This is a genomic window from Streptomyces verrucosisporus (genome assembly GCF_017114865.1).
Taxonomy (GTDB): Bacteria; Actinomycetota; Actinomycetes; order Streptomycetales; family Streptomycetaceae; genus Streptomyces; species Streptomyces fenghuangensis.
On the sequence record NZ_JADEYH010000010.1, the window covers coordinates 45081 to 64202 of the forward strand.

At 69.6% G+C, this 19122-nt stretch carries 18 protein-coding genes; 4 read left to right on the top strand and 14 right to left on the bottom strand.

Annotation, left to right across the window (positions count from 1 at the left end):
• Positions 1 to 233 precede the first annotated feature (233 nt).
• The 3 genes from IQ279_RS13355 to IQ279_RS13365 form a co-directional block, all read right to left on the bottom strand.
• Positions 234 to 980 (bottom strand): TIGR03936 family radical SAM-associated protein, encoded by a 747-nt coding sequence (locus tag IQ279_RS13355; RefSeq protein WP_206348756.1) that lies wholly within the window; start codon positions 978 to 980, stop codon positions 234 to 236.
• Positions 981 to 1132: 152 nt separating this feature from the next.
• A complete protein-coding gene (locus IQ279_RS13360; protein WP_206348757.1) occupies positions 1133 to 1729 on the bottom strand; it encodes a GNAT family N-acetyltransferase in 597 nt (198 codons plus the stop codon).
• An 85-nt stretch (positions 1730 to 1814) separates the two neighbouring features.
• Positions 1815 to 2987, bottom strand: a complete 1173-nt coding sequence (locus tag IQ279_RS13365; RefSeq protein ID WP_101254282.1) for a helix-turn-helix domain-containing protein — start codon at positions 2985 to 2987, stop codon at positions 1815 to 1817.
• 757 nt (positions 2988 to 3744) lie between these two features.
• Here IQ279_RS13365 and tgmA point away from each other — a divergent pair.
• The 4 genes from tgmA (at position 3745) to IQ279_RS27985 (ending at position 6515) form a co-directional block, all read left to right on the top strand.
• The gene (tgmA, locus tag IQ279_RS13370) at positions 3745 to 4056 is read left to right on the top strand and encodes a putative ATP-grasp-modified RiPP (protein ID WP_206348758.1); all 312 of its coding nucleotides are present in this window, start codon (positions 3745 to 3747) and stop codon (positions 4054 to 4056) included.
• Positions 4053 to 5003, top strand: coding sequence for an ATP-grasp ribosomal peptide maturase (gene tgmB / locus IQ279_RS13375; RefSeq protein ID WP_206348759.1), 951 nt, complete (start codon positions 4053 to 4055; stop codon positions 5001 to 5003). The genes tgmA and tgmB overlap by 4 nt, the downstream gene beginning before the upstream one ends.
• Positions 5000 to 6124 (top strand): ATP-grasp peptide maturase system methyltransferase, encoded by a 1125-nt coding sequence (gene tgmC / locus IQ279_RS13380; RefSeq protein WP_206348760.1) that lies wholly within the window; start codon positions 5000 to 5002, stop codon positions 6122 to 6124. The genes tgmB and tgmC overlap by 4 nt, the downstream gene beginning before the upstream one ends.
• 94 nt (positions 6125 to 6218) lie before the next feature.
• Positions 6219 to 6515, top strand: coding sequence for a DUF6087 family protein (locus IQ279_RS27985; protein ID WP_256462260.1), 297 nt, complete (start codon positions 6219 to 6221; stop codon positions 6513 to 6515).
• Between the two features lie 274 nt (positions 6516 to 6789).
• Here the strand turns inward: IQ279_RS27985 and IQ279_RS13385 are convergent, their stop codons facing one another.
• The 11 genes from IQ279_RS13385 to mreC all read right to left on the bottom strand — a co-directional run bounded on the left by IQ279_RS13385 (position 6790) and on the right by mreC (position 19081).
• The gene (locus tag IQ279_RS13385) at positions 6790 to 7644 is read right to left on the bottom strand and encodes a hypothetical protein (RefSeq protein WP_206348761.1); all 855 of its coding nucleotides are present in this window, start codon (positions 7642 to 7644) and stop codon (positions 6790 to 6792) included.
• On the bottom strand, positions 7625 to 8497 hold the full coding sequence (locus IQ279_RS13390; protein WP_307792340.1) for an aldo/keto reductase: 873 nt from the start codon (positions 8495 to 8497) through the stop codon (positions 7625 to 7627). The genes IQ279_RS13385 and IQ279_RS13390 overlap by 20 nt, the downstream gene beginning before the upstream one ends.
• 29 nt (positions 8498 to 8526) lie before the next feature.
• Positions 8527 to 9714: a cupin domain-containing protein gene (locus IQ279_RS13395; protein WP_206348763.1), complete on the bottom strand. Its 1188-nt coding sequence runs from the start codon at positions 9712 to 9714 to the stop codon at positions 8527 to 8529.
• Between the two features lie 14 nt (positions 9715 to 9728).
• Entirely contained in the window at positions 9729 to 9866 is a 138-nt protein-coding gene (locus IQ279_RS13400; protein ID WP_165869562.1) for a hypothetical protein, read from the bottom strand.
• Between the two features lie 295 nt (positions 9867 to 10161).
• A complete protein-coding gene (locus tag IQ279_RS13405; RefSeq protein WP_307792352.1) occupies positions 10162 to 11010 on the bottom strand; it encodes a helix-turn-helix domain-containing protein in 849 nt (282 codons plus the stop codon).
• Positions 10992 to 11501, bottom strand: coding sequence for a DUF6879 family protein (locus IQ279_RS13410; RefSeq protein WP_101257424.1), 510 nt, complete (start codon positions 11499 to 11501; stop codon positions 10992 to 10994). Before IQ279_RS13410 ends, IQ279_RS13405 begins: the two co-directional genes overlap by 19 nt.
• Positions 11502 to 11927: 426 nt before the next feature.
• Entirely contained in the window at positions 11928 to 13856 is a 1929-nt protein-coding gene (locus tag IQ279_RS13415) for a TIGR03960 family B12-binding radical SAM protein (protein ID WP_206348764.1), read from the bottom strand.
• 158 nt (positions 13857 to 14014) lie between these two features.
• Entirely contained in the window at positions 14015 to 15208 is a 1194-nt protein-coding gene (rodA, locus tag IQ279_RS13420; protein WP_206348765.1) for a rod shape-determining protein RodA, read from the bottom strand.
• Positions 15205 to 17319 (bottom strand): penicillin-binding protein 2, encoded by a 2115-nt coding sequence (gene mrdA / locus IQ279_RS13425; protein WP_206348766.1) that lies wholly within the window; start codon positions 17317 to 17319, stop codon positions 15205 to 15207. Before mrdA ends, rodA begins: the two co-directional genes overlap by 4 nt.
• A gap of 34 nt (positions 17320 to 17353) precedes the next feature.
• Positions 17354 to 18064, bottom strand: coding sequence for a rod shape-determining protein MreD (gene mreD, locus IQ279_RS13430; RefSeq protein WP_206348767.1), 711 nt, complete (start codon positions 18062 to 18064; stop codon positions 17354 to 17356).
• Positions 18065 to 18073: 9 nt separating this feature from the next.
• Positions 18074 to 19081, bottom strand: coding sequence for a rod shape-determining protein MreC (gene mreC / locus IQ279_RS13435; RefSeq protein ID WP_206348768.1), 1008 nt, complete (start codon positions 19079 to 19081; stop codon positions 18074 to 18076).
• Between the last annotated feature and the right edge of the window lie 41 nt (positions 19082 to 19122).

Here is a 19122-nt window from a genome sequence, read left to right on the forward strand (position 1 = left end):
GTTCTCCCGTTCACGCTCCCGGGCGCCGTGCCTCGATCCGGCCGGGCTCCGCGTGATGTGCGCGGGCCGCTGTCCGGGGCGCGGGCGCCGCACGGGAGCTGTCGTCTCGCTCGCCGGTTCCGTGCCGTCGGGCCCGGACACGGCGAAAGTCTGCTGGTGGATGCGCCTGCCTGACGGCCGGACCCGGGTGGCTCCCTGGTGCCTCGCACATCGGCGGCGCGGCGGCGTCGGCCTTACGCGGTGCCGTCCGGCACCGTCGCGGCGGGGGTTGCGTCGCGGTCGGGCGCAAGCGGATCGGTCACCGTGCCGGTCTCCTCATCGAGCGGCCCCTGCGCCAGCCTGGTCACCGCTGCGGGGACCGGCGGCGCCAGGTCGGCCGTAGCTCGGAGGCCGGACAGGACGTCGTCGGGTCGTACGGCAGGTGTCAGATGCCGTACCACCAGGCGCAGTATCGCACAGGGACCCTCACCGGGCCTATCGGACCCGGCCGGTGCGGCCTCCAGCGAGGCCACGGCGGCACGTGCGTCGAAGGTACGCACGCCCTTCTTGGTCTGCCTGCTGACCTCGACCGAGTCCGCCACGAGGAAGACCTCCGCCGCCTTGCGGGCCTCCTCCGGCTCCACTCCGTCGAGCCGCAGCTCCCAGCGGGAGGCCGTCAGACGGTCGGCGAAGCCGCTGGTGTGCGCCTCCACCGCGTCGACGACGTCGAGTCCGTCGGGCAGCGAATCGTCCAGCAGCCGCCGCAGCACCTCCGGGTCGCGCCGCTCGGTGAGGGCGATCTCCAGGTACTCGGCCTCGCTGCCCGTGCCGGTCGGCGCCGCGTTCGCGTACGAGACCTTCGGGTGCGGGGTGAAGCCCGCGGAGTACGCCATGGGCACCTCGGCCCGGCGCAGCGCCCGCTCGAAAGCGCGCTGGAAGTCGCGGTGGCTGGTGAACCGGAGGCGGCCGCGTTTGGTGTAACGCAGGCGGATGCGCTGCACCGCGGGTGCGGGCGGCGGGCCTTCGGGCTGTCGCTTGCCCAGGATCCTTCTCCTTGCTGCGGGGTGGCGCGACGAGCGCCCCTCGGTCGAACACTGGCGGCCGGGCCGTCCCCGCCGGTGCGGGGCCGGTAGGCCCGTACCTACCCACCAGCCTACTCGCCGGCGGCTCCGCCCTCTCCCGGACCGGCCCCGCGCACCTGCGGTGCGGCCGGTCCCGTGGCGACCCAGTACCGCAGTTTCTTCCCCCGCCGGTCCTCGAAGACACCCCCGCACTTCTCGATGACACGGCGGGAGGCGGTGTTGGTGTCGTCGCAGGTGACCAGCACCGGGTCGATGCCGAGGGAGCGGACGACGGGCAGGGCGGCGCGCAGCATCGCGGTGGCGTGGCCGCGGCGGCGGGCGGAGGCTCGGACGTCGTAGCCGATGTGGCCGCCGTAGTCGAGCAGGAAGCCGTTGAGTCTGTGCCGGATGGCGATACGGCCGAGGTAGGTGTCGCCTTCCACCCACCACAGGGTGGTGCACGGGACGTGGCCCTCGGGGCGCGGGCCGTCCTCGTCGGCGTCGGCGCGGACGGCGGCGGCGTACTCGGCGAAGACCTCCGGGTCCTCCCAGCGCCCGCCGTAGCGGCGGATGTCGCGGCCGACCATCGAGTTGTCCTGCGGCCCGCCGCGGCCCTCGGCCTCGAACTCCTTCATGGCCTCCACGAAGGAGGCGTGGACGCGCGGGTCGGGGAGGATCAGCTCGGGCATGCGGCCAGTGTGTCAGCGCGCCCCGCCCCCGGCCAGCGGATACCCCTGGCCGGGCCTTCCCGCCGTTGCGGCCCGTCATCCGCTGTCAGAGGCGGATGCCGGCCCTCTTCGCCAGAGTGTTGATCCTCGGGTTGCTCCGCCGGTGCAGGGATACGAGCACCCTGCTCAGTTCCTGACTGGTGGGGTGGACCTTCGCCATCTGCGGCACGACGCTCCAGGCCGCCATGAGGGAGTCCACCGCCCCGTCCCGGTCCTTCAGGGCCAGTTTCGCCCTGGCGATGTTCATGTGGAGCGGGCCGATGCGGGTCGCGGGCAGCGAGTACCCGTTGCGGAGGTACCTCTCTGCGTCCTCCAGCGCCTCGGCGTTCCTCTTCAGGTCCACCCGGGTCGCCACCACATGGGTGACCGTGTTCTCCGGACCGAAGTGCACGCCCTGCACGTCGACATCGGTGCCGACGGCCTCCGCGGCCTTTAGTGCGGCCTTGATGTGCCGCTCGGCGGTCCGGTCGTCCCGCAGCCGGCCCGCCAGCGTCATCCCCCTGAGGTGCAGCAACCCCAGAGCCAGGTGGCGCGGCCTGCCCCGCATGGTGGATTCGGCGAGCACGACAGCCTGGTCCACCAGGGCCAGCCCTCCGGCGAAGTCGCCGCCGTTGAGGAAGGTTCCGGCCTCGTCACGGGCCGCCACGGCGCGGGTCAGGGCGTTCGCCCGCTCCGCGGCCTGCCCCTGCCTGGTGACCGCCAGCTCCGCGAGTGTCATCCAGCGGTGCCGGGCCGCCAGCCAGTAGACCGCGCTGTACACGTCGGCGACCTTCGCCCAGTCCTCGGGCAGTCCTGTGCCGTGGGCGTGGTCCTGCACTCGCCGCAGCAGGCCGGGCAGGGCCCGGGTCACGGCGGAGAGGTCGGCGTCACCGCGCAGACGGAACAGCTCGGCGAGATCCCGCTCGATCCGGTCACCCTGGACCGGCTCACCGGTCGGGAGGTCGAAGCGCCGCATGACGCTCCGCAGCTCTTTCAGCCGGTCCTCGTCGCCGGCCCGTACCGGAGCCTGCCCCAGCAGCTCGTCCAGCGTGATCCCGAAGGCGTTCGCGAGCGCCGCTCCCATGCTCTGGGTGAGCGGCCGGTCGCCTCGCTCGATCTTCCCGAGCATCGACTTCGACATACCGGCCCTGGCGGCGAGCTGGTCTTGCAGCCAACCCCGCCGCAGACGCAGAACCTTGACGTTCGCGCCGGGCCCGGGCGTGGTGATCTCCGCACTCATGCGCCATGTCTTCCTGGTCGGTTGTTCCGGTCTCCATGCTCTCAGGGGCTTCTACCCGTGCCTTGGGTTGTGCACTTCTTGTGCACCTTCACAACACGCATCTGTCGTTGACTGATTACGGAAAGCGACAACAGGCGACGAACGGCAAGCTGGGGGCCTACATGATGACGATCTCGGTATACCGGGTGTCCGCTGACGGCAGGCGACGGACGGTCAAGCGTACGCACACGGTAAAGCCGGTCGACCAACCTCCGAAGACGGACCGCTGGCCCCCGTGCCAGTGCCTCCGGTGCCGAAGGGGAAGCCTGTGCCCCGTCCCGCCCACCGCGTAGTGAGTGCCTTCAGCCCTCTGCCGGGAGCGGCGCCGCACCCTCCGAGCGGCCGTCCGTGCCCAGCGCAGGCGGACGAAAGGCGCGTATGGACTACAGGCATGTGCTGGTTGTACTGCCGGCGCTCGCACATTCCCGTGATCTGGCTCGGGCCTGTGACCTCTTCTGGGATACAGGCGCCGTTCTACGGATGCCGTGAGTGCATCGCCGAACTGGACCACATGGTCTGGGCCTATGTGGAAGCGAAGGACCGCCTCTGATCTCCCGCCTCCCTGGCACGTAGGCCGCCACCAACCCCACGGCAAAGGCTGATTGCCACAGAGGCGGGGTTCCACCCCGCTCCGGGCGCGCCCGGTTGATGTACAGGTCGAGCGCGACCCGGGCGGGTTCGCCCGAACATCACTGCGAAACCCACTATGGAGGACAACGTGTTCAATCACTCGGATCGGCTCCCGACCGGTTCGCCGGTACCCCAGGGGCATGCAACCGCCGTTCCGTGGGGCGTTCGGAGGATGGCCCCGTACCCGGCCTTGGCGCCCGGCTACGCGCGAGCCGAGATCGACCCCACGACGCAGACCGCCCGCTACTTCGACCACAGCGGGCAGGTCATGGAGATGCCCGGACATGGCACCAGCACCGGCACGAACCCGGCCACGAACACCGGCAACCCGTCGGACGGCTCCGGGCCCGGTGGCTCCGGTGGCGGTGACCAGGACACCGGGAACGACAGCGACCAGTGATCAATGACGGCCCGGTGCTGGTCGTCACCATGATCGACGACCCTACGGCCGACCTGGTGATCAACGAGCTGCACGACCGGGGCACCCCGGTCGTGCGGCTCGACTCCGGGGACTTCCCCGCCACCTTGTCGGTCGCAGCAACCATCACCGAAGAGGGCATCAGTGGAACCCTGGTCACCTCGACCCGCGCCGCAGACCTCTCCCGCGTCCGCTCCCTCTACTACCGGCGTCCTTCGGGCTTCGCCTTCCCGCACCTCAATGAGCAGGACGCTCGATTCGCCGTCACACAGGCCCGTTACGGACTCGGCGGCGTCCTCGCGTCCCTGCCCGGCTGTCTGTATGTCAACCACCCCCACCGCATCGGAGACGCCGAGTTCAAGCCCTCGGGGCTCGTCGCTGCGGCGCAGTGCGGCTTCAAGGTCCCCAACACGATGGTCACCTCTGACCCCGAAGCGGCGAAGAGGTTCGTCAAGGACCACGGCCCTGCCATCTACAAGCCCCTGTCCACTCCGCTGTACCGCGTGGACGGGGCGTCCTGCACCGTGGAGGTCGGGGAAGTCACCGCCGACCAGTTGGACGGACAGGTGGCCGGCACCGCCCATCTCTTCCAGAGTCGCGTGGACAAGGTCGCCGATGTTCGGGTGACGGTGATCGGGGACCGGATCTTTCCCGTCCGTATCGACTCCGGCCTTCTGGACTGGCGAACGGACTACGGCAAACTCTCCTACCGCGTCGTCAAGCCCCCGGACGGCATCGAAGCCGCGCTCAGGCGCTACCTCGCTTACTTCGGGCTGGTATTCGGCGCATTCGACTTCGCCCTTGACCGCCACGGTGCATGGTGGTTTCTGGAGTGCAATCCGTCCGGCCAATGGGCCTGGCTGGAGCCGCCTACCGGGCTGCCCATGGTCTCTGCCATGGCCGACCTACTGGAGCGTCATCCGCGATGACCACCGACAAGATCCTTCGCGAAGCACTGGCCGACCACATCACGGCCAGCGGCGATCTTCGTTCACCGGAGTGGCGTCAAGCCGTCCTCGGCATTCCACGGCACGAGTTTCTGCGCGGAGGCTTCTTCCGGCGCACGGACGAAGGGGGCCGTACAGGCTGGGAGCCGGTTGGGCCGAAAGATCCGGCCTGGCTGCCGGCCTGCTACTCCGACGACTCTCTGGTGACCCAGGTCGCCGGAACCGTCATGCCGGCCGACATCGAAGGCCGGATCTACCGACAGCCGACCAGTTCGAGCACCTTGCCCGGTCTCGTGGTCCGGATGCTGGAGGAACTGGACGTCGGCGACGGCATGAGTGTCCTGGAGGTCGGCACAGGGACGGGATACTCCACGGCGTTGCTCTGTCACCGCCTGGGCGACGAGCTGGTGACCTCTGTCGAAGTGGACGCGGAGATTTCAGGCCGCGCCCGAGCCGCCCTGGGGCGGGTCGGCCACTTCCCCGGTCTTGTCGTGGGTGACGGTCTCAAGGGACACCCCGAGGGCGCTCCCTATGACCGGCTGATCGCCACCTGTGGCGTTCTGCACATTCCTGCCGAATGGATCGCACAGGTGAGGCCGGGCGGGCAGATCCTCGCCACGGTGGGCGGCTGGCTCTACTCCTCGGAGCTGGCACGCCTCACCGTGCGGCAGGACGGCACAGCGACGGGACGCCTGCTGGGCGGTGCCGTCTCCTTCATGCTCGCCCGCCCACAGGTCCCGCCACCGCTGGGAGTCCTGCCCGACATGAGCGAGGGAGAGGAGCGGGAAACCCACCTGGCGGACGACCCCCTGGAGGACTGGACAGCACGGTTCGTCGCGCAGCTCGCCGCCCCTCGTGCCCAGCGATTCCGTCTGACACAGGACGGAGGCGACCTGGACATCCTTCTGGACGTGGACGCCGGAGCCTGGGCCGCACTGCGGAGGGAGAGCGAACGGCGGCTCGTCCGGCAGGGTGGCCCCGACCGGCTGTGGGACCGGATCGAAGACCATCTGAGCCGATGGCACAGGGACGGAGCACCGACTCTGGACCGGTTCCTGATCACCGCATCACCCGAAGGCCAGGAGATCACCTGGACCACCTGACGGCAGCGATCAAGCTCCCGTCCCGCGTACGGTCGAAGCGGTCGGCGCTCCCCCGCGCCGGCCGCTCCGGTGCTGAAGCGACAGGAACAAACAGATGCCCGACGAAGAACCACTGTCCGACTACATGGCTCGCCGCGAAGCCCGAATCGGCCGAATGCGCATCGTGCACGCCTACGGCCCCCGACGCGGCGAACATGTGGATCCCGGCCAGCCGAGGTTGGTCGAGCGGTGGAACGGGTCATCGTGGGAGTTCTTCACGATGGCCGACAACCTGACTCATGCCCGCAGGATCGTCCGGCCTCCCACCGAGCAGGTATCCCGGGGAGAGACCCCTGAGCCTCCTGCCAACCCCCTGGCTCCCGGACGCGGCCGACACCGTAAGCCACGATGAGCGAGGACCGGCACGTCGGTGGTCGCTCCAAGGGCATGCACACCGAAGAGATCCGGCAGTCGCGGGAACTCGTAACCGAGGACAGAAGCTACGGCGCCATCACCCAGGCGCTGTGAGTGGTGCGGACGACCGTCTACCGGGCGCTCACGGGCACGGCAGGGTGATCATCGGACGATCCCGGACAGCGCCTGAGGGGCGCACAGGAGCACGGAAGCCGAAAATCAGGGCCCGGCGCGAGGAGATGCGCCGGGGCCTCGGCAACAGGGTGAGCCCTTCAGCCGGCGACTTCGGAGTGCACCGGGACGGGTGGGCGCACTCCGGTGAGAGCTTCCGCGCGGGCGGCAAGCCGGGGGGCGAGATCGGGGTACCAGCCACGGGCTACGGCTTGCAGCATCTCCGCCAGGGCCGTGAGCTCCCCGATCCGGCCGGCGGGAGTGTCGAGGACCGGCGCGAACTCCTCGCGGATGCGGGCGGCCACGCCAGGAACGAGCAGGCTGTTGGCGTGGAGGAGCCCCGCGTCGTAGCCGAACGGCACCAGACCCCACCGCTCCCAGTCCAGCAAGGTGAGAGGTACGGCGGTGAGGTTGCCCCAGTGCAGATCACCGTGACCGGTCACCCGCTTCACCTCGGCGGGGGCCGGGACTCCGAGGAACTGCGGGAAGGCTCGTTCGATCCACACGTCCCGAACGGTCATCCTCACACCCTCCGCTTCAGTGAGCAGGGCAAGGGCTTGGCGAAGGTCCGCCCACCACTCGTCGGGCAGCCCGGGATCATGGTCGATGTCGGCTCGATCCGGGGACACCACGGGTTGCGTGAGGTAGTCCAGGACTTCCGCCTCGAAGGCCCATTCCCTGTCAGTCCAGTCGTGCACCTCGTACAGGCGGGGGCGGGGGACGCCGTCAGGCACCAGTTCAGAGGCGCCGACGATGCCTTCCCCTCGCTTCCTGCCCGCGTTCCTCTTCGCCGTCCGGCTCACCCTCAGCCACCGGTCTCCCGCTCGGCGTCCGAGGGTGACACCGAGGAAGCCCCACGACGGCGGCCCCGTGCAGGTGAGGCCGAGTTCCTTGGCCGCCCGGTCGTGGGCGGCCTCCATCAGGGCCCGCACCTCCTCATTCACCGGCGAGTTCATCCGTCACCTTCCTGAGTTCCCGGGCCGTCAGCGGCGCGGCCAGAGCCTTGGCCACATCGTCCCAGTGCTCGCGGGTGCTCGCGGAGGTGAGGACGACATCGAGACCAGGGCACGAGCCAGCGGCCAGCAGGGCAGCGGCTGCGGCCGACAGGCCGGGGCGGATGAGGTTCACCAGTTCGGGTGTCACGGCGTCGAGGAGTTCGCCTCCGTGCAGGGGAGCGGAGCCGAAGGTGATCAGCCCCGCGTCCTTCGCCTGTACCAGTGGTCCGCCACCGTTCAGGGCCTGTGTGATCGGGGCATCCATGATCAGGCTGACGGGTATCTGCAAGCCCGTGAAGTGGTGCTCGGCGGAACCGGCCGCCTGCTGGGCGAGCGTGAGCAACTCGGGCACGCTGAGCGCTCCGGAGGTCAGGCCCGACCAGGTGGCGACGCCGTACCCGCCGATCCTGCCCGCATGGGCGAACTCTTCCAGCGCCGTGAAGGCTTCCCGTACACGCCCGTGCAGAACGGCACGGTCAAGGCCGTGCCCGTGGTGCTCGGGGTTGTGCACGAACACAAGGTCCACGCGCCCGAGCGCGGCCAAGGATCGCTCCGTCTGCCAGCGGACGAAGTGCCGTTCAAGGCTGTGCCTACTGGCCGCCTCTTCTCGGGTGAGCACGCCCTCGGTCAGGGCGGTGCGGCCTTGCTCCGCCGTGAAGAACCCCGTCTTCGTGGCTACCCGCACGGTCGGGTACTCCCCGAGAACCAGGCGCAGTTCCTCATGCGCCCGGCCATAGGCGTAGTTGGGTGCCGTGTCCACCCATGGGCTACCGGCAGCCAGGGCGGTGCGTGCCGCCTGGCTGACGGCACGCACGCGGTATGTCCCCAGGGAGAGTACGGCGGTCACAGCGCCGTACCCACGACTGCGACGGCATGGCCGTCAATGAGGACGGAGAGCAGTTCGGCTACGTCCTTGGCCTCCAGTCCCGCGGAGTCGGCGAGTTCGCCGAGCGTGGTCGGCTGGTTGGTCAGCAGCGCGCCCAGCGCGGGCGCGGCGGGTTCGGCGAATTCCCAAGCGGTACCGGCTGCCGAGAAGGTGACCGTGCCCTGTGCCGGGTTCGCCGTCAGGCGGCCTCTCGGAGCGGTGAGCTTCACCGTGATCTCCCGTAGTGCGGGGAGCCCGCCCACATACGGCAGGGACGGGATCGCGTGGCCCCGGTCGGTCGTGTCGATCGACTCCGCCCACCGTTCCACGAGCTGCGGGTCCGCCATCATGTCGGCCACCTCGCGGCGTACCGCGTCAATGAAGTCCGACCGTTCCGTCGGCGAGCCGAAGCGCGGAATGTCCCTGCGCAGCGCGAGGGACGCCCGGAGCTGATCGACGACCCACAGCATCAGGTCGGCACCCGTGTGCGGGACCATACCGAACGTGAGGTGAAGGGATTCCGTCCCCTGGTCGGCGGTGACCGCGTGCCACCAGCCGCGTGGCAGATAGAGCACGTCCCCCGGGGACAGGACGAGGTCCGCCACCGGCTCGCCCTCCGGCTCCTTTGGCGGCTCTACATCCCGGAAAGTGGGCGCCTCACGGGTCGCCCCCCACAGACGCCACCGCTTCGAGCCGTGCAACTGGACCACGACGACATCATGGTCGTCCCAGTGCCGACCGAAGCCCTCCCGCTCGGTCCACGAGGCGTACACGTTGACCTGCACAGAAGTCCCGAGGAAGCGTTCCAGCCCCTCGGCAGCCGCCCCCACAGCGGGGTGGATCTTCTCTACCGCATCGAGGACCAGCGATGCCCCATCCCTGAGCTGCGCGTGGAAGTCGGACGGCTGGATACGGGACCAGGTGACCGCGCGGCGGTTCGTGGTCGGGATCGCGTAGCGGTGCAGCGGGACCATCTCGCCATCCGCCGACAGGCGCAGCCGGGGCGGCTCCAGCCGCTGCGTGGCGATGATCCGGTTCAGGTCGTCCCAGGAGAACAGGCCCGCCCCGTCAGCGATCCTGGGGAAGTGCGCGTAGGAGCGGTGGTACGTCCGGGCGAGGAACGCGTCCCCGCCCAGACGCCCCGCCCACGAGGCTGCGTCAAGCAACGTGGGCGCTCCCGTCAGTCGTTGCCGTCGGAACGGCCACTGCTGATGTCCGACTCCTGCTCGGCGCGGGTGCGCGCGGCCACGATCTTCCGCTTCGCGATGAGCAGTCCACCCCCCGCGGGGGTGGCCAAGACGGTGCTCTGCTTATCCATCGGCTTACCTCTCTTCTCGGGACTCCCGCCGGGAATCAGGCGGGAAGCTCGGGATGCGGGTGGTTCGGGAACTCCACTCCGGCGTTCGTCACCACCGGCGCTTCGCCCCTGTCACGGCTGCCCGACACTGCTGGACCAGCGCCGCGCACATGTCACACCCGGCGCGGGTTCCGGCTGGAAAGGGGAAGTACCGGATACGCGGGCTCGGATTTCGCCATCATCCTTTTCACTCGCGCGACTGCCCCCGCCTGCGCTCTGTTGCGTCACCCATCCTCGGGGGTCTGGCGGGGCAGTCCTACCCTCTTTCCCGTTGAGGCAAGAAATCGTCTCGGATGCCCTCGACGAGACAGCGCATGTCGTCCCCGTGGAGCGCCACAGCGGAGAAGCGGCCGAAGGTCTCGATGTACGTCTGGATGTCTCTGGGTTCACGCGTGGTGATCTCCGAGTGGAACGTCTCGACGATCACAAGCCGGTCATCGTGGATGCTGAAGCACGTCATGGGGAAGTCGGGCATCCGGCCAGTCAGCGGCACGACGCCGATGCTCACGTTGGGAAGCCGGGAGAGGGACACGACCCGATCCAGTTGGGTAGCCATGACAGCCGGCTCGCAGACCAGCCATCGCAGGACGTGTTCGCAGATGACGAAGTGGAACGATCGGCCGTCCTCGTACAGCGTCGCCTGCCGCTCCAGTCTGGCGGCCACCGTTCGATTCCTGGTCTCCTCCGGCAACGCGGGTGGCAGGGAGAACACCGCTGTGGCGTATTCCGGCGTCTGGAGGAGTCCGGGAATGAGCTGTCCCTGAAACAGCCTGAGCAGAGACGTGCTGCTTTCAATGGCCTTGATGGTGTTCTGGTGTTTCCATGGCCCCATGCGGCGCAGCAGGCGCCATGCTGTCGCCTCCGTAGCCTCTACTCTGGCAGTCGCGAGGAAATTTTCCTTCACCTCACCCGAGACGTCGAGCGCCGAAAGGATCAGATCGACGTCCTGGACGGTGGGAAGAACCCTGCCGTTCTCGATTCTCGAGAGTTTCCCTGCGGACATGGAAGCCCTGCGGGCCACAGAATCACCGGTCAGTCCCGATGCGTCCCGCAGCGCCCGCAGGGCTTTCCCGATCGAGTCCGTGGTCAGTGGTGCCGCTCCCAGTAGGAAGCGAACGGCACGGCGTGGGTGAGTGCCGCGTCGCGGTAACCCCGGTACTCCATGAGTCGATCAGCGGGCAGCGGCTCACCACCGATGAACTTGCCTTCGGGCGTGTAGTGCATCCGGTACACGGCGCGGTCGTCGAAGAGCCAGAAGTCGTGATCGGGGAGGCCCGTCACTTCCCGCTCGGCAAGATCGATGATCCCGATGGATTCGCCCGCCTTGATGTTTCCGGGGTACGCGGCCAATTCGTACCGGAGGTAGTCCGTCAGCGGGGAACGCAGGACGTGCACGCGCGACACGCTCTTGCCCTTGTCCGTCATCGAGCGCACCCACGGATTGTCGTCCCAGTCCGGCCCCATGTCCTCGCCCGCGAGGAACCTCTCGATCTCTTCGCGCTCCTCGTCGACGTCGTAGACCGCGAGAGTCTCCAACCGGAAGGCCGTACGCTCGAAGGTCTCGAAGAGACGGCCGAACTCATCACCCTCGAGCACCGAAATACTCCTCAAGAACCGCAGCCGGGATCGTGACGGCAGTCTCTCCCTCGGGCAGATCGAGCTGCGCCAGCCGCTCAGGGTCCGTGATCACGTACCCCTGTACCACGTAGTTTCCGCCATCGTCCGTACCCCACAGCGTCGGACACGTGCCGTTCTTGCAGTTCGGGTCTCCCGACAACTTCCGCAGCGGTGCGCCCACAGCCTCCCCCTCACATCGACAGCCGGTCTCCCGAGTGATGCTTCCGACCTTCGGGCAGCGGGGTCAAGATCCCTGGCTTTCCAGAACGGGAAAGCCTCTCGTCCGTGCGGGAACCGCACCCCACGACGAGTGGCATGCGGCCAGTGTGTCAGCGCGCCCCGCCCCCGGCCAGCGGATACCCCTGGCCGGGGGCGGGGCGCGGTGCCCGCGCGGCGGGCGGCGGGCTACTTGTTGACGACCGTCAGCGGGAGCAGCTTCTTGCCCGTCGGGCCGATCTGGATGGAGGTGTCCATCGCCGGGCACACGCCGCAGTCGAAGCAGGGGGTCCAGCGGCAGTCCTCGACCTCGGTCTCGTCGAGGGCGTCCTGCCAGTCCTCCCACAGCCAGTCCTTGTCCAGGCCGGAGTCGAGGTGGTCCCAGGGCAGGACCTCCTCGTAGGTGCGCTCACGCGTGGTGTACCAGTGGACGTCCACGCCGTGGGGGGCCAGCGCGCGCTCGGCGCACTCCATCCACAGATCGTAGGAGAAGTGCTCGCGCCAGCCGTCGAAGCGGCCGCCGGCCTCGTAGACGGCGCGGATGACGTCGCCGACGCGCCGGTCGCCGCGCGAGAGCAGGCCCTCGACGATGCCGGGCTTGCCGTCGTGGTAGCGGAAGCCGATGGAGCGGCCGTAGCGCTTGTCGGCGCGGATCCTCTCGCGCAGCTTCTCCAGGCGGGCGTCGGTCTCCTCGGCCGACAGCTGCGGCGCCCACTGGAAGGGGGTGTGGGGCTTGGGCACGAAACCGCCGATGGAGACGGTGCAGCGGATGTCGTTGGAGCCGGAGACCTCGCGGCCCTTGGAGATGACCTTGGCGGCCATGTCGGCGATCTGGAGGACGTCGTCGTCGGTCTCGGTGGGCAGGCCGCACATGAAGTACAGCTTCACCTGGCGCCAGCCGTTGCCGTAGGCGGTGGCGACGGTGCGGATCAGGTCGTCCTCGGAGACCATCTTGTTGATGACCTTGCGGATGCGCTCGCTGCCGCCCTCGGGGGCGAAGGTCAGGCCCGAGCGGCGGCCGTTGCGGGTCAGCTCGTTGGCCAGGTCGATGTTGAAGGCGTCGACCCGGGTGGAGGGCAGCGACAGGCCGATCCTGTCCTCCTCGTAGCGGTCGGCCAGGCCCTTGGCCACGTCGCCGATCTCGCTGTGGTCGGCCGAGGACAGCGACAGCAGGCCGACCTCCTCGAAGCCGGTGTTCTTCAGGCCCTTCTCCACCATCTCGCCGATGCCGGTGATGGAGCGCTCGCGCACCGGGCGGGTGATCATGCCGGCCTGGCAGAAGCGGCAGCCGCGGGTGCAGCCGCGGAAGATCTCCACGCTCATCCGCTCGTGGACGGTCTCGGCCAGCGGCACCAGGGGCTGCTTGGGGTAGGGCCACTCGTCGAGGTCCATCACGGTGTGCTTGGACACCCGCCACGGCACGCCGGAACGGCCCGGCACGACGCGGGCGATACGGCCGTCGGGCAGGTACTCCACGTCGTAGAAGCCGGGGACGTACACGCCGCCGGTCCTCGCCAGGCGCAGCAGCAGCTCCTCGCGGCCGCCGGGGCGGCCCTCGGCCTTCCAGGCCCGGGTGATCTCGGTGATCTCCAGCACGGCCTGCTCGCCGTCGCCGATGACCGCGCAGTCGATGTAGTCGGCGATCGGCTCGGGATTGAAGGCGGCGTGGCCGCCGGCGACGACCACGGGGTGGTCCGCGGTGCGGTCCTCCGCCCGAAGCGGGATGCCGGCCAGGTCCAGGGCGGTGAGCAGATTGGTGTAGCCCAGCTCGGTGGAGAAGGAGACGCCGAACAGGTCGAAGGCCCCGACCGGGCGGTGGGCGTCCACCGTGAACTGCGGGACCCGGTGCTCGCGCATGAGCTTCTCCAGGTCCGGCCAGACGCTGTAGGTGCGCTCGGCGAGCACGCCCTCGCGCTCGTTGAGGACCTCGTAGAGGATCATGACGCCCTGGTTGGGCAGGCCGACCTCGTAGGCGTCGGGGTACATCAGGGCCCAGCGGACATCGCAGGCGTCCCAGTCCTTGACGGTGGAGTTCAGCTCTCCGCCGACGTACTGGATCGGCTTCTGGACGTGCGGGAGGAGGGCCTCCAGGCGCGGGAAGACCGACTCGACAGGCATGGGTGGTGTCCTCGAATGCTGGGGTTCGCTGGATTCGCTGGGTTCTCGGGTGACGGTCCGCGCGTACGGCGGACGGGAGTGACCATCCAGCGTAACGCCTGCCGGGACGGGCCCCGGACCCCACGTACCGGCGGGGTCCGGTACGCGGGGCCCGGGGCTCAGGCGGAGACCGGGCGCTGCACCCGGATCGACTGGAGCAGCCCGATGGCGATCCAGACCGCGAACATCGAGGTGCCGCCGTAGCTGACGAAGGGCAGCGGCAGACCTGCGACGGGCATGATGCCCATGGTCATCCCCATGTTCTCGAAGGACTGGAAGGCGAACCAGGCGATGATCCCGGCGGCGACGATCGTGCCGTACAGCTCGGTCGTCTCCAGCGCGATGCGGCAGGCGCGCCACAGCACCACGCTCACCAGGAGGATGATCAGGCCCGCGCCGAGGAAGCCCAGCTCCTCGCCCGCGACGGTGAAGACGAAGTCGGTCTGCTGCTCGGGGACGAACCGCCCGGTGGTCTGGCTGCCCTCGAACAGTCCCTTTCCGTAGAGGCCGCCCGAGCCGATGGCGATCCTGGCCTGGTTGGTGTTGTAGCCGGCGCCGGACGGGTCGAGCGCGGGGTTGGCGAAGGCCGCGAAGCGGTTGATCTGGTACTCGTCGAGCACGCCGAGCTGCCAGACCAGGACGGCGCCGATGCCGCCCGTGGCCAGCAGGCCGATGATCCAGCGGTTGGATGCGCCGGAGGCCAGCAGCGCTCCCAGCACGATCACGACCAGCACCATCACCGAGCCCATGTCGGGCATCAGCATGACGATCCCGATCGGCACGGCGGCCAGCGCGAGGGCCTGCACCACCGTGCGGTGGTCGGGGTGGAGCCGGTCGCCGGCGTCCACCTGGGCGGCGAGCAGCATCGCCATGCCCAGGATGATGGTGATCTTGGCGAACTCGGCGGGCTGGAGCGACAGGCCGGCGCCCAGGTCCAGCCAGGCGCGCTGGCCGTTGATCGTCGCGCCGAGCGGGGTGAGCACGAGCAGTGTGAGCAGCACCGACAGCACGTACAGCACCGGGACGGCGCCGCGCAGCCTGCGGTGGCCGAGCCAGACGGTGCCCACGGACAGCGCCACGCCGATGGCGAGGCTGATCAGATGACGCCACAGGAAGTGCTGGGGGTCGCCCTCGTTCAGCTCGGTGCGGTTGCGGGTGGCGGACCACACCAGCAGGGAGCCGATGACGGACAGCGCCACGCAGGCCAGCAGCAGGGTCCAGTCGAGGCGGCGCAGGACGGAGTCGCGGGCCGTCAGCCTGCTCCAGGCGGAGCGCTCCTGCCAGGGCCGCCCGGTGTAGGAGTGGGTGCTCACGGCTTGAAGCCCTTCTGGCGCAGGGCCTCGATGGTGCCGTCCGGGTTGATCTCGGGAAGCTTCTTCTGCGGCTTGGGCAGCAGAGCCTTCTTCCTGTCGATCTTCCCGCCCTCGCCGACGCCGTACAGCGCGTCGTAGATCGCGCGCACCGCGGGGCCGGAGGCACCGGAGCCGGTGCCGCCCTGGGAGATCGTCATGACGATCGTGTATTCCTCGGTGTAGGTCGCGAACCACGAGGTGGTCTGCTTGCCGTGGACCTCGGCCGTACCGGTCTTGGCGTGCATGGGGATCTCCTTCTGCGGCCAGCCGGTGTCGGCGAAGCGCCAGGCGGCGGTGCCGCGGGTGGCCACACCCTCCAGCGCCTTGTCGGTCTGGCGCAGGGTCTTGGCGTCCATCGGCAGCCTGCCGCGCTTCTTCGGCTCGATCTCCTCGACGGTCTTGCCGTCGGGGCTGATGACGGCCTTGCCGACGGTGGGCTCGTACATGGTGCCGCCGTTGCTCAGGGCCGCGTAGATGGCCGCCATCTGAATGGGCGTCACCAGTGTGTCGCCCTGCCCGATGGAGTAGTTGACGCTGTCGCCGGCGCGCAGTTTGTTGCCCTCCAGGCAGTTCTCGTACGCGATCTTCTCGACGTAGTCCCCGTCCTTCTTGCCGTACTTGCACCAGGCGTCCTTGTTGGCCTCCCAGTACTCCCGCTTCCACTTCCGGTCGGGGACGCGGCCGGTGACCTCGTTGGGCAGGTCGATCCCGGTGCGCTTGCCGAGGCCGAACTCGTGGGCCATCTTGTAGAACCAGTCGTCGGGGTTCTTCTTGGGGTCGGCCCCGCCGTCCTTCTTCCACTCCTGGTGTGCCAGGGCGTAGTAGACGGTGTCGCAGGAGACCTCCAGCGCGCGGCCGAGGTCGATCATGCCGTGGTTCTGGGACTCGAAGTTCTTGAAGACCTGCCCGCCGATGCTGTACGAGGAGGGGCAGTTGTAGCGTCCGTCGAACTCGTAGCCGGCCTTGACGGCCGCGGCGGTCGGGATCACCTTGAAGATCGAGCCGGGCGCGGCCTGCCCCTGGATGGCCCGGTTGAGCAGCGGGTGGTTGGACTTCTTGCCGGTCAGCCTGGCGTAGTCCTTGGCTGAGATGCCGCCGACCCAGGCGTTGGGGTCGTAGTCCGGCGCGGAGGCCATCGCCACGATCCGGCCCGTTTTGGACTCCATCACCACGACCGCGCCCGCGTCCGCCTCGTAGTTGCGGTTGGTGTTGTGGTCGTGCTGCTTGCGCGCCTCCTTCATCGCCTTGACCAGTTCCTTCTCGGCGATGGCCTGGACGCGTGCGTCGATGCTGGTGACGAGGGAGGAGCCGGGCTCGCCCTTGTCGTTCTCGGCCTCGCCGATGACGCGTCCGAGGTTGTCCACCTTGTAGCGCGTCACGCCCGCGTCGCCGCGCAGCGCCGCGTCGTACTGGCGTTCCAGGCCGGAGCGGCCGATCTGGTCGGAGCTGAGCAGCGGGGAGCCGGTGTCCTTGGTCTTCGCGATCTCCTCGTCGGTGACGGGTGAGAGGTAGCCGAGGACCTGGGAGGTCTGCGCGCCGTACGGGGCCGGGTAGCGGCGGACGGCGACGGGTTCGGCGGTGATGCCGGGGAAGTCCTCCTGGCGCTCGCGGATCTGGAGGGCCTGCTGCGTGGTGGCCTCGTCGGTCACCGGGATCGGCTGGTAGGGCGAGCCGTTCCAGCAGGGCTGCGGGGTCTCGGCGTCGCACAGGCGGATCTTGTCGGAGACCTCCTTGTACGCCATGCCCAGGACGCCGGCGAGCCGGGTGAGGACGGCCTCGCCGCCGTCGTCCATCTTCATCAGCTCGGTGCGGCTGGCGGAGACCACCAGCCGGGTCTCGTTGTCGGCCAGCGGCACGCCGCGCGCGTCGAGGATGGCGCCGCGCACGGCGGGCTGGACGACCTGCTGCACATGGTTGCCCGCGGCCTTCTCGGCGTACTCCTCGCCGTTGCGGACCTGGAGGTACCACAGCCGCCCGCCGAGGGTGAGCATCAGGGAGAAGACCAGGATCTGGATGGCGACCAGCCGGATGGTGACCCGGGGGGTGCGCCCGGTCTCGGGAATGTTGCTCACTGCGTCTCCGTCGCAATCACAGTCGCCGCCGCCGTCACAGTCGCTTGACGCCCTTGATCCGCCCCGTTCCGTTCCTGGGGACCCGGGCCGTCAGGCCGCCGCGCCGGGCGGCTCCCGCCCGGCCGGCCCGGCCGCCGAGGCGGCCTGTGCGGCCGCGCAGCCCGCCGAGCCCTCCGGGGCCGAGCAGTCCGCCATAGGTGCGGGCACCGTCGCCGGCGCTGCCGGCCGTGTCGGCGAGCGGATCGTGCGCGGTGCGGCGGGCCAGCGCCATCACCACCGGGACGGTGAAGGGCGCGAGCAGCAGGTCGTAGAGGGTGGCCGTGGTCAGCAGCAGGCCCAGGCCCACGTGGCGGGCCGCGGTGTCGCCGACCAGCGCGCCGACGCCGGCGTAGAGCAGGGTGGAGGAGAGCGCGGCGCCGGCCACGACGAGCATCGGGACGGTGGCCGAGCGGTGCTGGCCGTTCTCCGGCTTGGTCAGGCCGGCGGCGTAGCCGACGACGCACAGCACCAGGGCGTAGCGGCCCACGGCGTGGTCGGCGGGCGGCGCGAGGTCGGCCAGCAGACCGGCCGCGAAGCCGACCAGGGCTCCGCCGGTGTGGCCGTAGACCAGCGCCAGGCCGAGGACGGTCAGCAGCAGCAGGTCGGGGACGGCGCCAGGCAGCTGGAGCCTGGCCAGCACGCTGACCTGGACCACCAGGGCGACGACGACGAGCGCGGTCGAGAGCAGGATCCGGTTGGGGTGCATCGTTATCGGTCAGCTCCTGGAAGGGCTGGGGGCGGCGCCCCCGGAGGGAGCGGCGTCCGCGGAGGGGGCGGTGCTCGCCGGGGGGCCGGCGGCGGACGCCCCGGCGGCGGCCGAGGGATCGGCGGTCACCGTGACCGTCGGGGCGGGCCGGTCCTTCGGCTTGGGCGGGAGGACCGCGTCGCGCGGGTCGGTTCGCGGCGGCTTGACGACGACTCCGACGATGTCGAGCTTGGTGAAGCCGACGTACGGCCGCACACGCACCGTCCGGGTGAGGCCGCCGCTGTGCGGGTCGACCCGGATGACCTCGCCCACCGGCACGCCGGGCACGAACGGGCGGTCGTTGCTGGAGCCGAAGGTGACCAGGCGGTCGCCCTTCTTCACCCTGGCCTTGCTGTTGAGGAGCTGGACTGTCAGCGCGCTGTCGCCGCGGCCGCCCGCGAAGCCGAGTTCGCCGGTGCCCTCCATCCGGGTGCCGACGGTGAAGTCGGGGTCGTTGGCCAGGAGCACGGTGGAGGTGCCCGGTCCGACGGTGGTGACCCGGCCGACGAGTCCGTCGCCGTTTATCACGGTCATGTCGCGCCTGATGCCGTCGTCGCGGCCGACGTCGATGGTGACGGTCCAGGAGAAGCCCTGGGCGGCGCCGATCCCGACGACCTGGGCGGCCTTGATGCCGTACTGCCCAGCGCCCGCGGTCCTCAGCAGCTCGTCGAGTTGCCCGGCCCGGGCGCTGTCGCGGTCGGAGGCGGCGAGCCTCTGCTTCAGTTCGGCGTTCTCCTGCTCCAGTACGCTGATCCGGTCGTGGCGCTCGCCGGAGTCCCGTACGGCCGCGATGGCGTTGCCGACGGGGTCGACGGCGGTGGCGACGCCGCTCTCCACCGGGCCCAGGACGGACGCGGTCACCTGCCGCGCCCCGTCCAGCGGCGACCGCTCACCGCCTCGGATGTCCACCGTGATCAGTGCGAACGCGATGGCGACCAGCAGAACGAGCAGCAGCCGGCTCTCTCGTGTATCCCTCACGTGCGACGGCCGTGCCTTCCCTTGTTGGACTTGTCTGACCG

Excerpts from the sequence above, each read along its gene's own strand:
- IQ279_RS13415 (WP_206348764.1), bottom strand. The coding sequence starts at position 13,856 with ATGCCTGTCGAGTCGGTCTTCCCGCGCCTGGAGGCCCTCCTCCCGCAC.
- IQ279_RS13385 (WP_206348761.1), bottom strand. The coding sequence starts at position 7,644 with ATGAACTCGCCGGTGAATGAGGAGGTGCGGGCCCTGATGGAGGCCGCC.
- IQ279_RS13360 (WP_206348757.1), bottom strand. The coding sequence starts at position 1,729 with ATGCCCGAGCTGATCCTCCCCGACCCGCGCGTCCACGCCTCCTTCGTG.
- tgmC (WP_206348760.1), top strand. The coding sequence starts at position 5,000 with ATGACCACCGACAAGATCCTTCGCGAAGCACTGGCCGACCACATCACG.
- IQ279_RS13400 (WP_165869562.1), bottom strand. The coding sequence starts at position 9,866 with ATGGATAAGCAGAGCACCGTCTTGGCCACCCCCGCGGGGGGTGGACTG.
- mreD (WP_206348767.1), bottom strand. The coding sequence starts at position 18,064 with ATGCACCCCAACCGGATCCTGCTCTCGACCGCGCTCGTCGTCGTCGCC.
- IQ279_RS13365 (WP_101254282.1), bottom strand. The coding sequence starts at position 2,987 with ATGAGTGCGGAGATCACCACGCCCGGGCCCGGCGCGAACGTCAAGGTT.
- IQ279_RS27985 (WP_256462260.1), top strand. The coding sequence starts at position 6,219 with ATGCCCGACGAAGAACCACTGTCCGACTACATGGCTCGCCGCGAAGCC.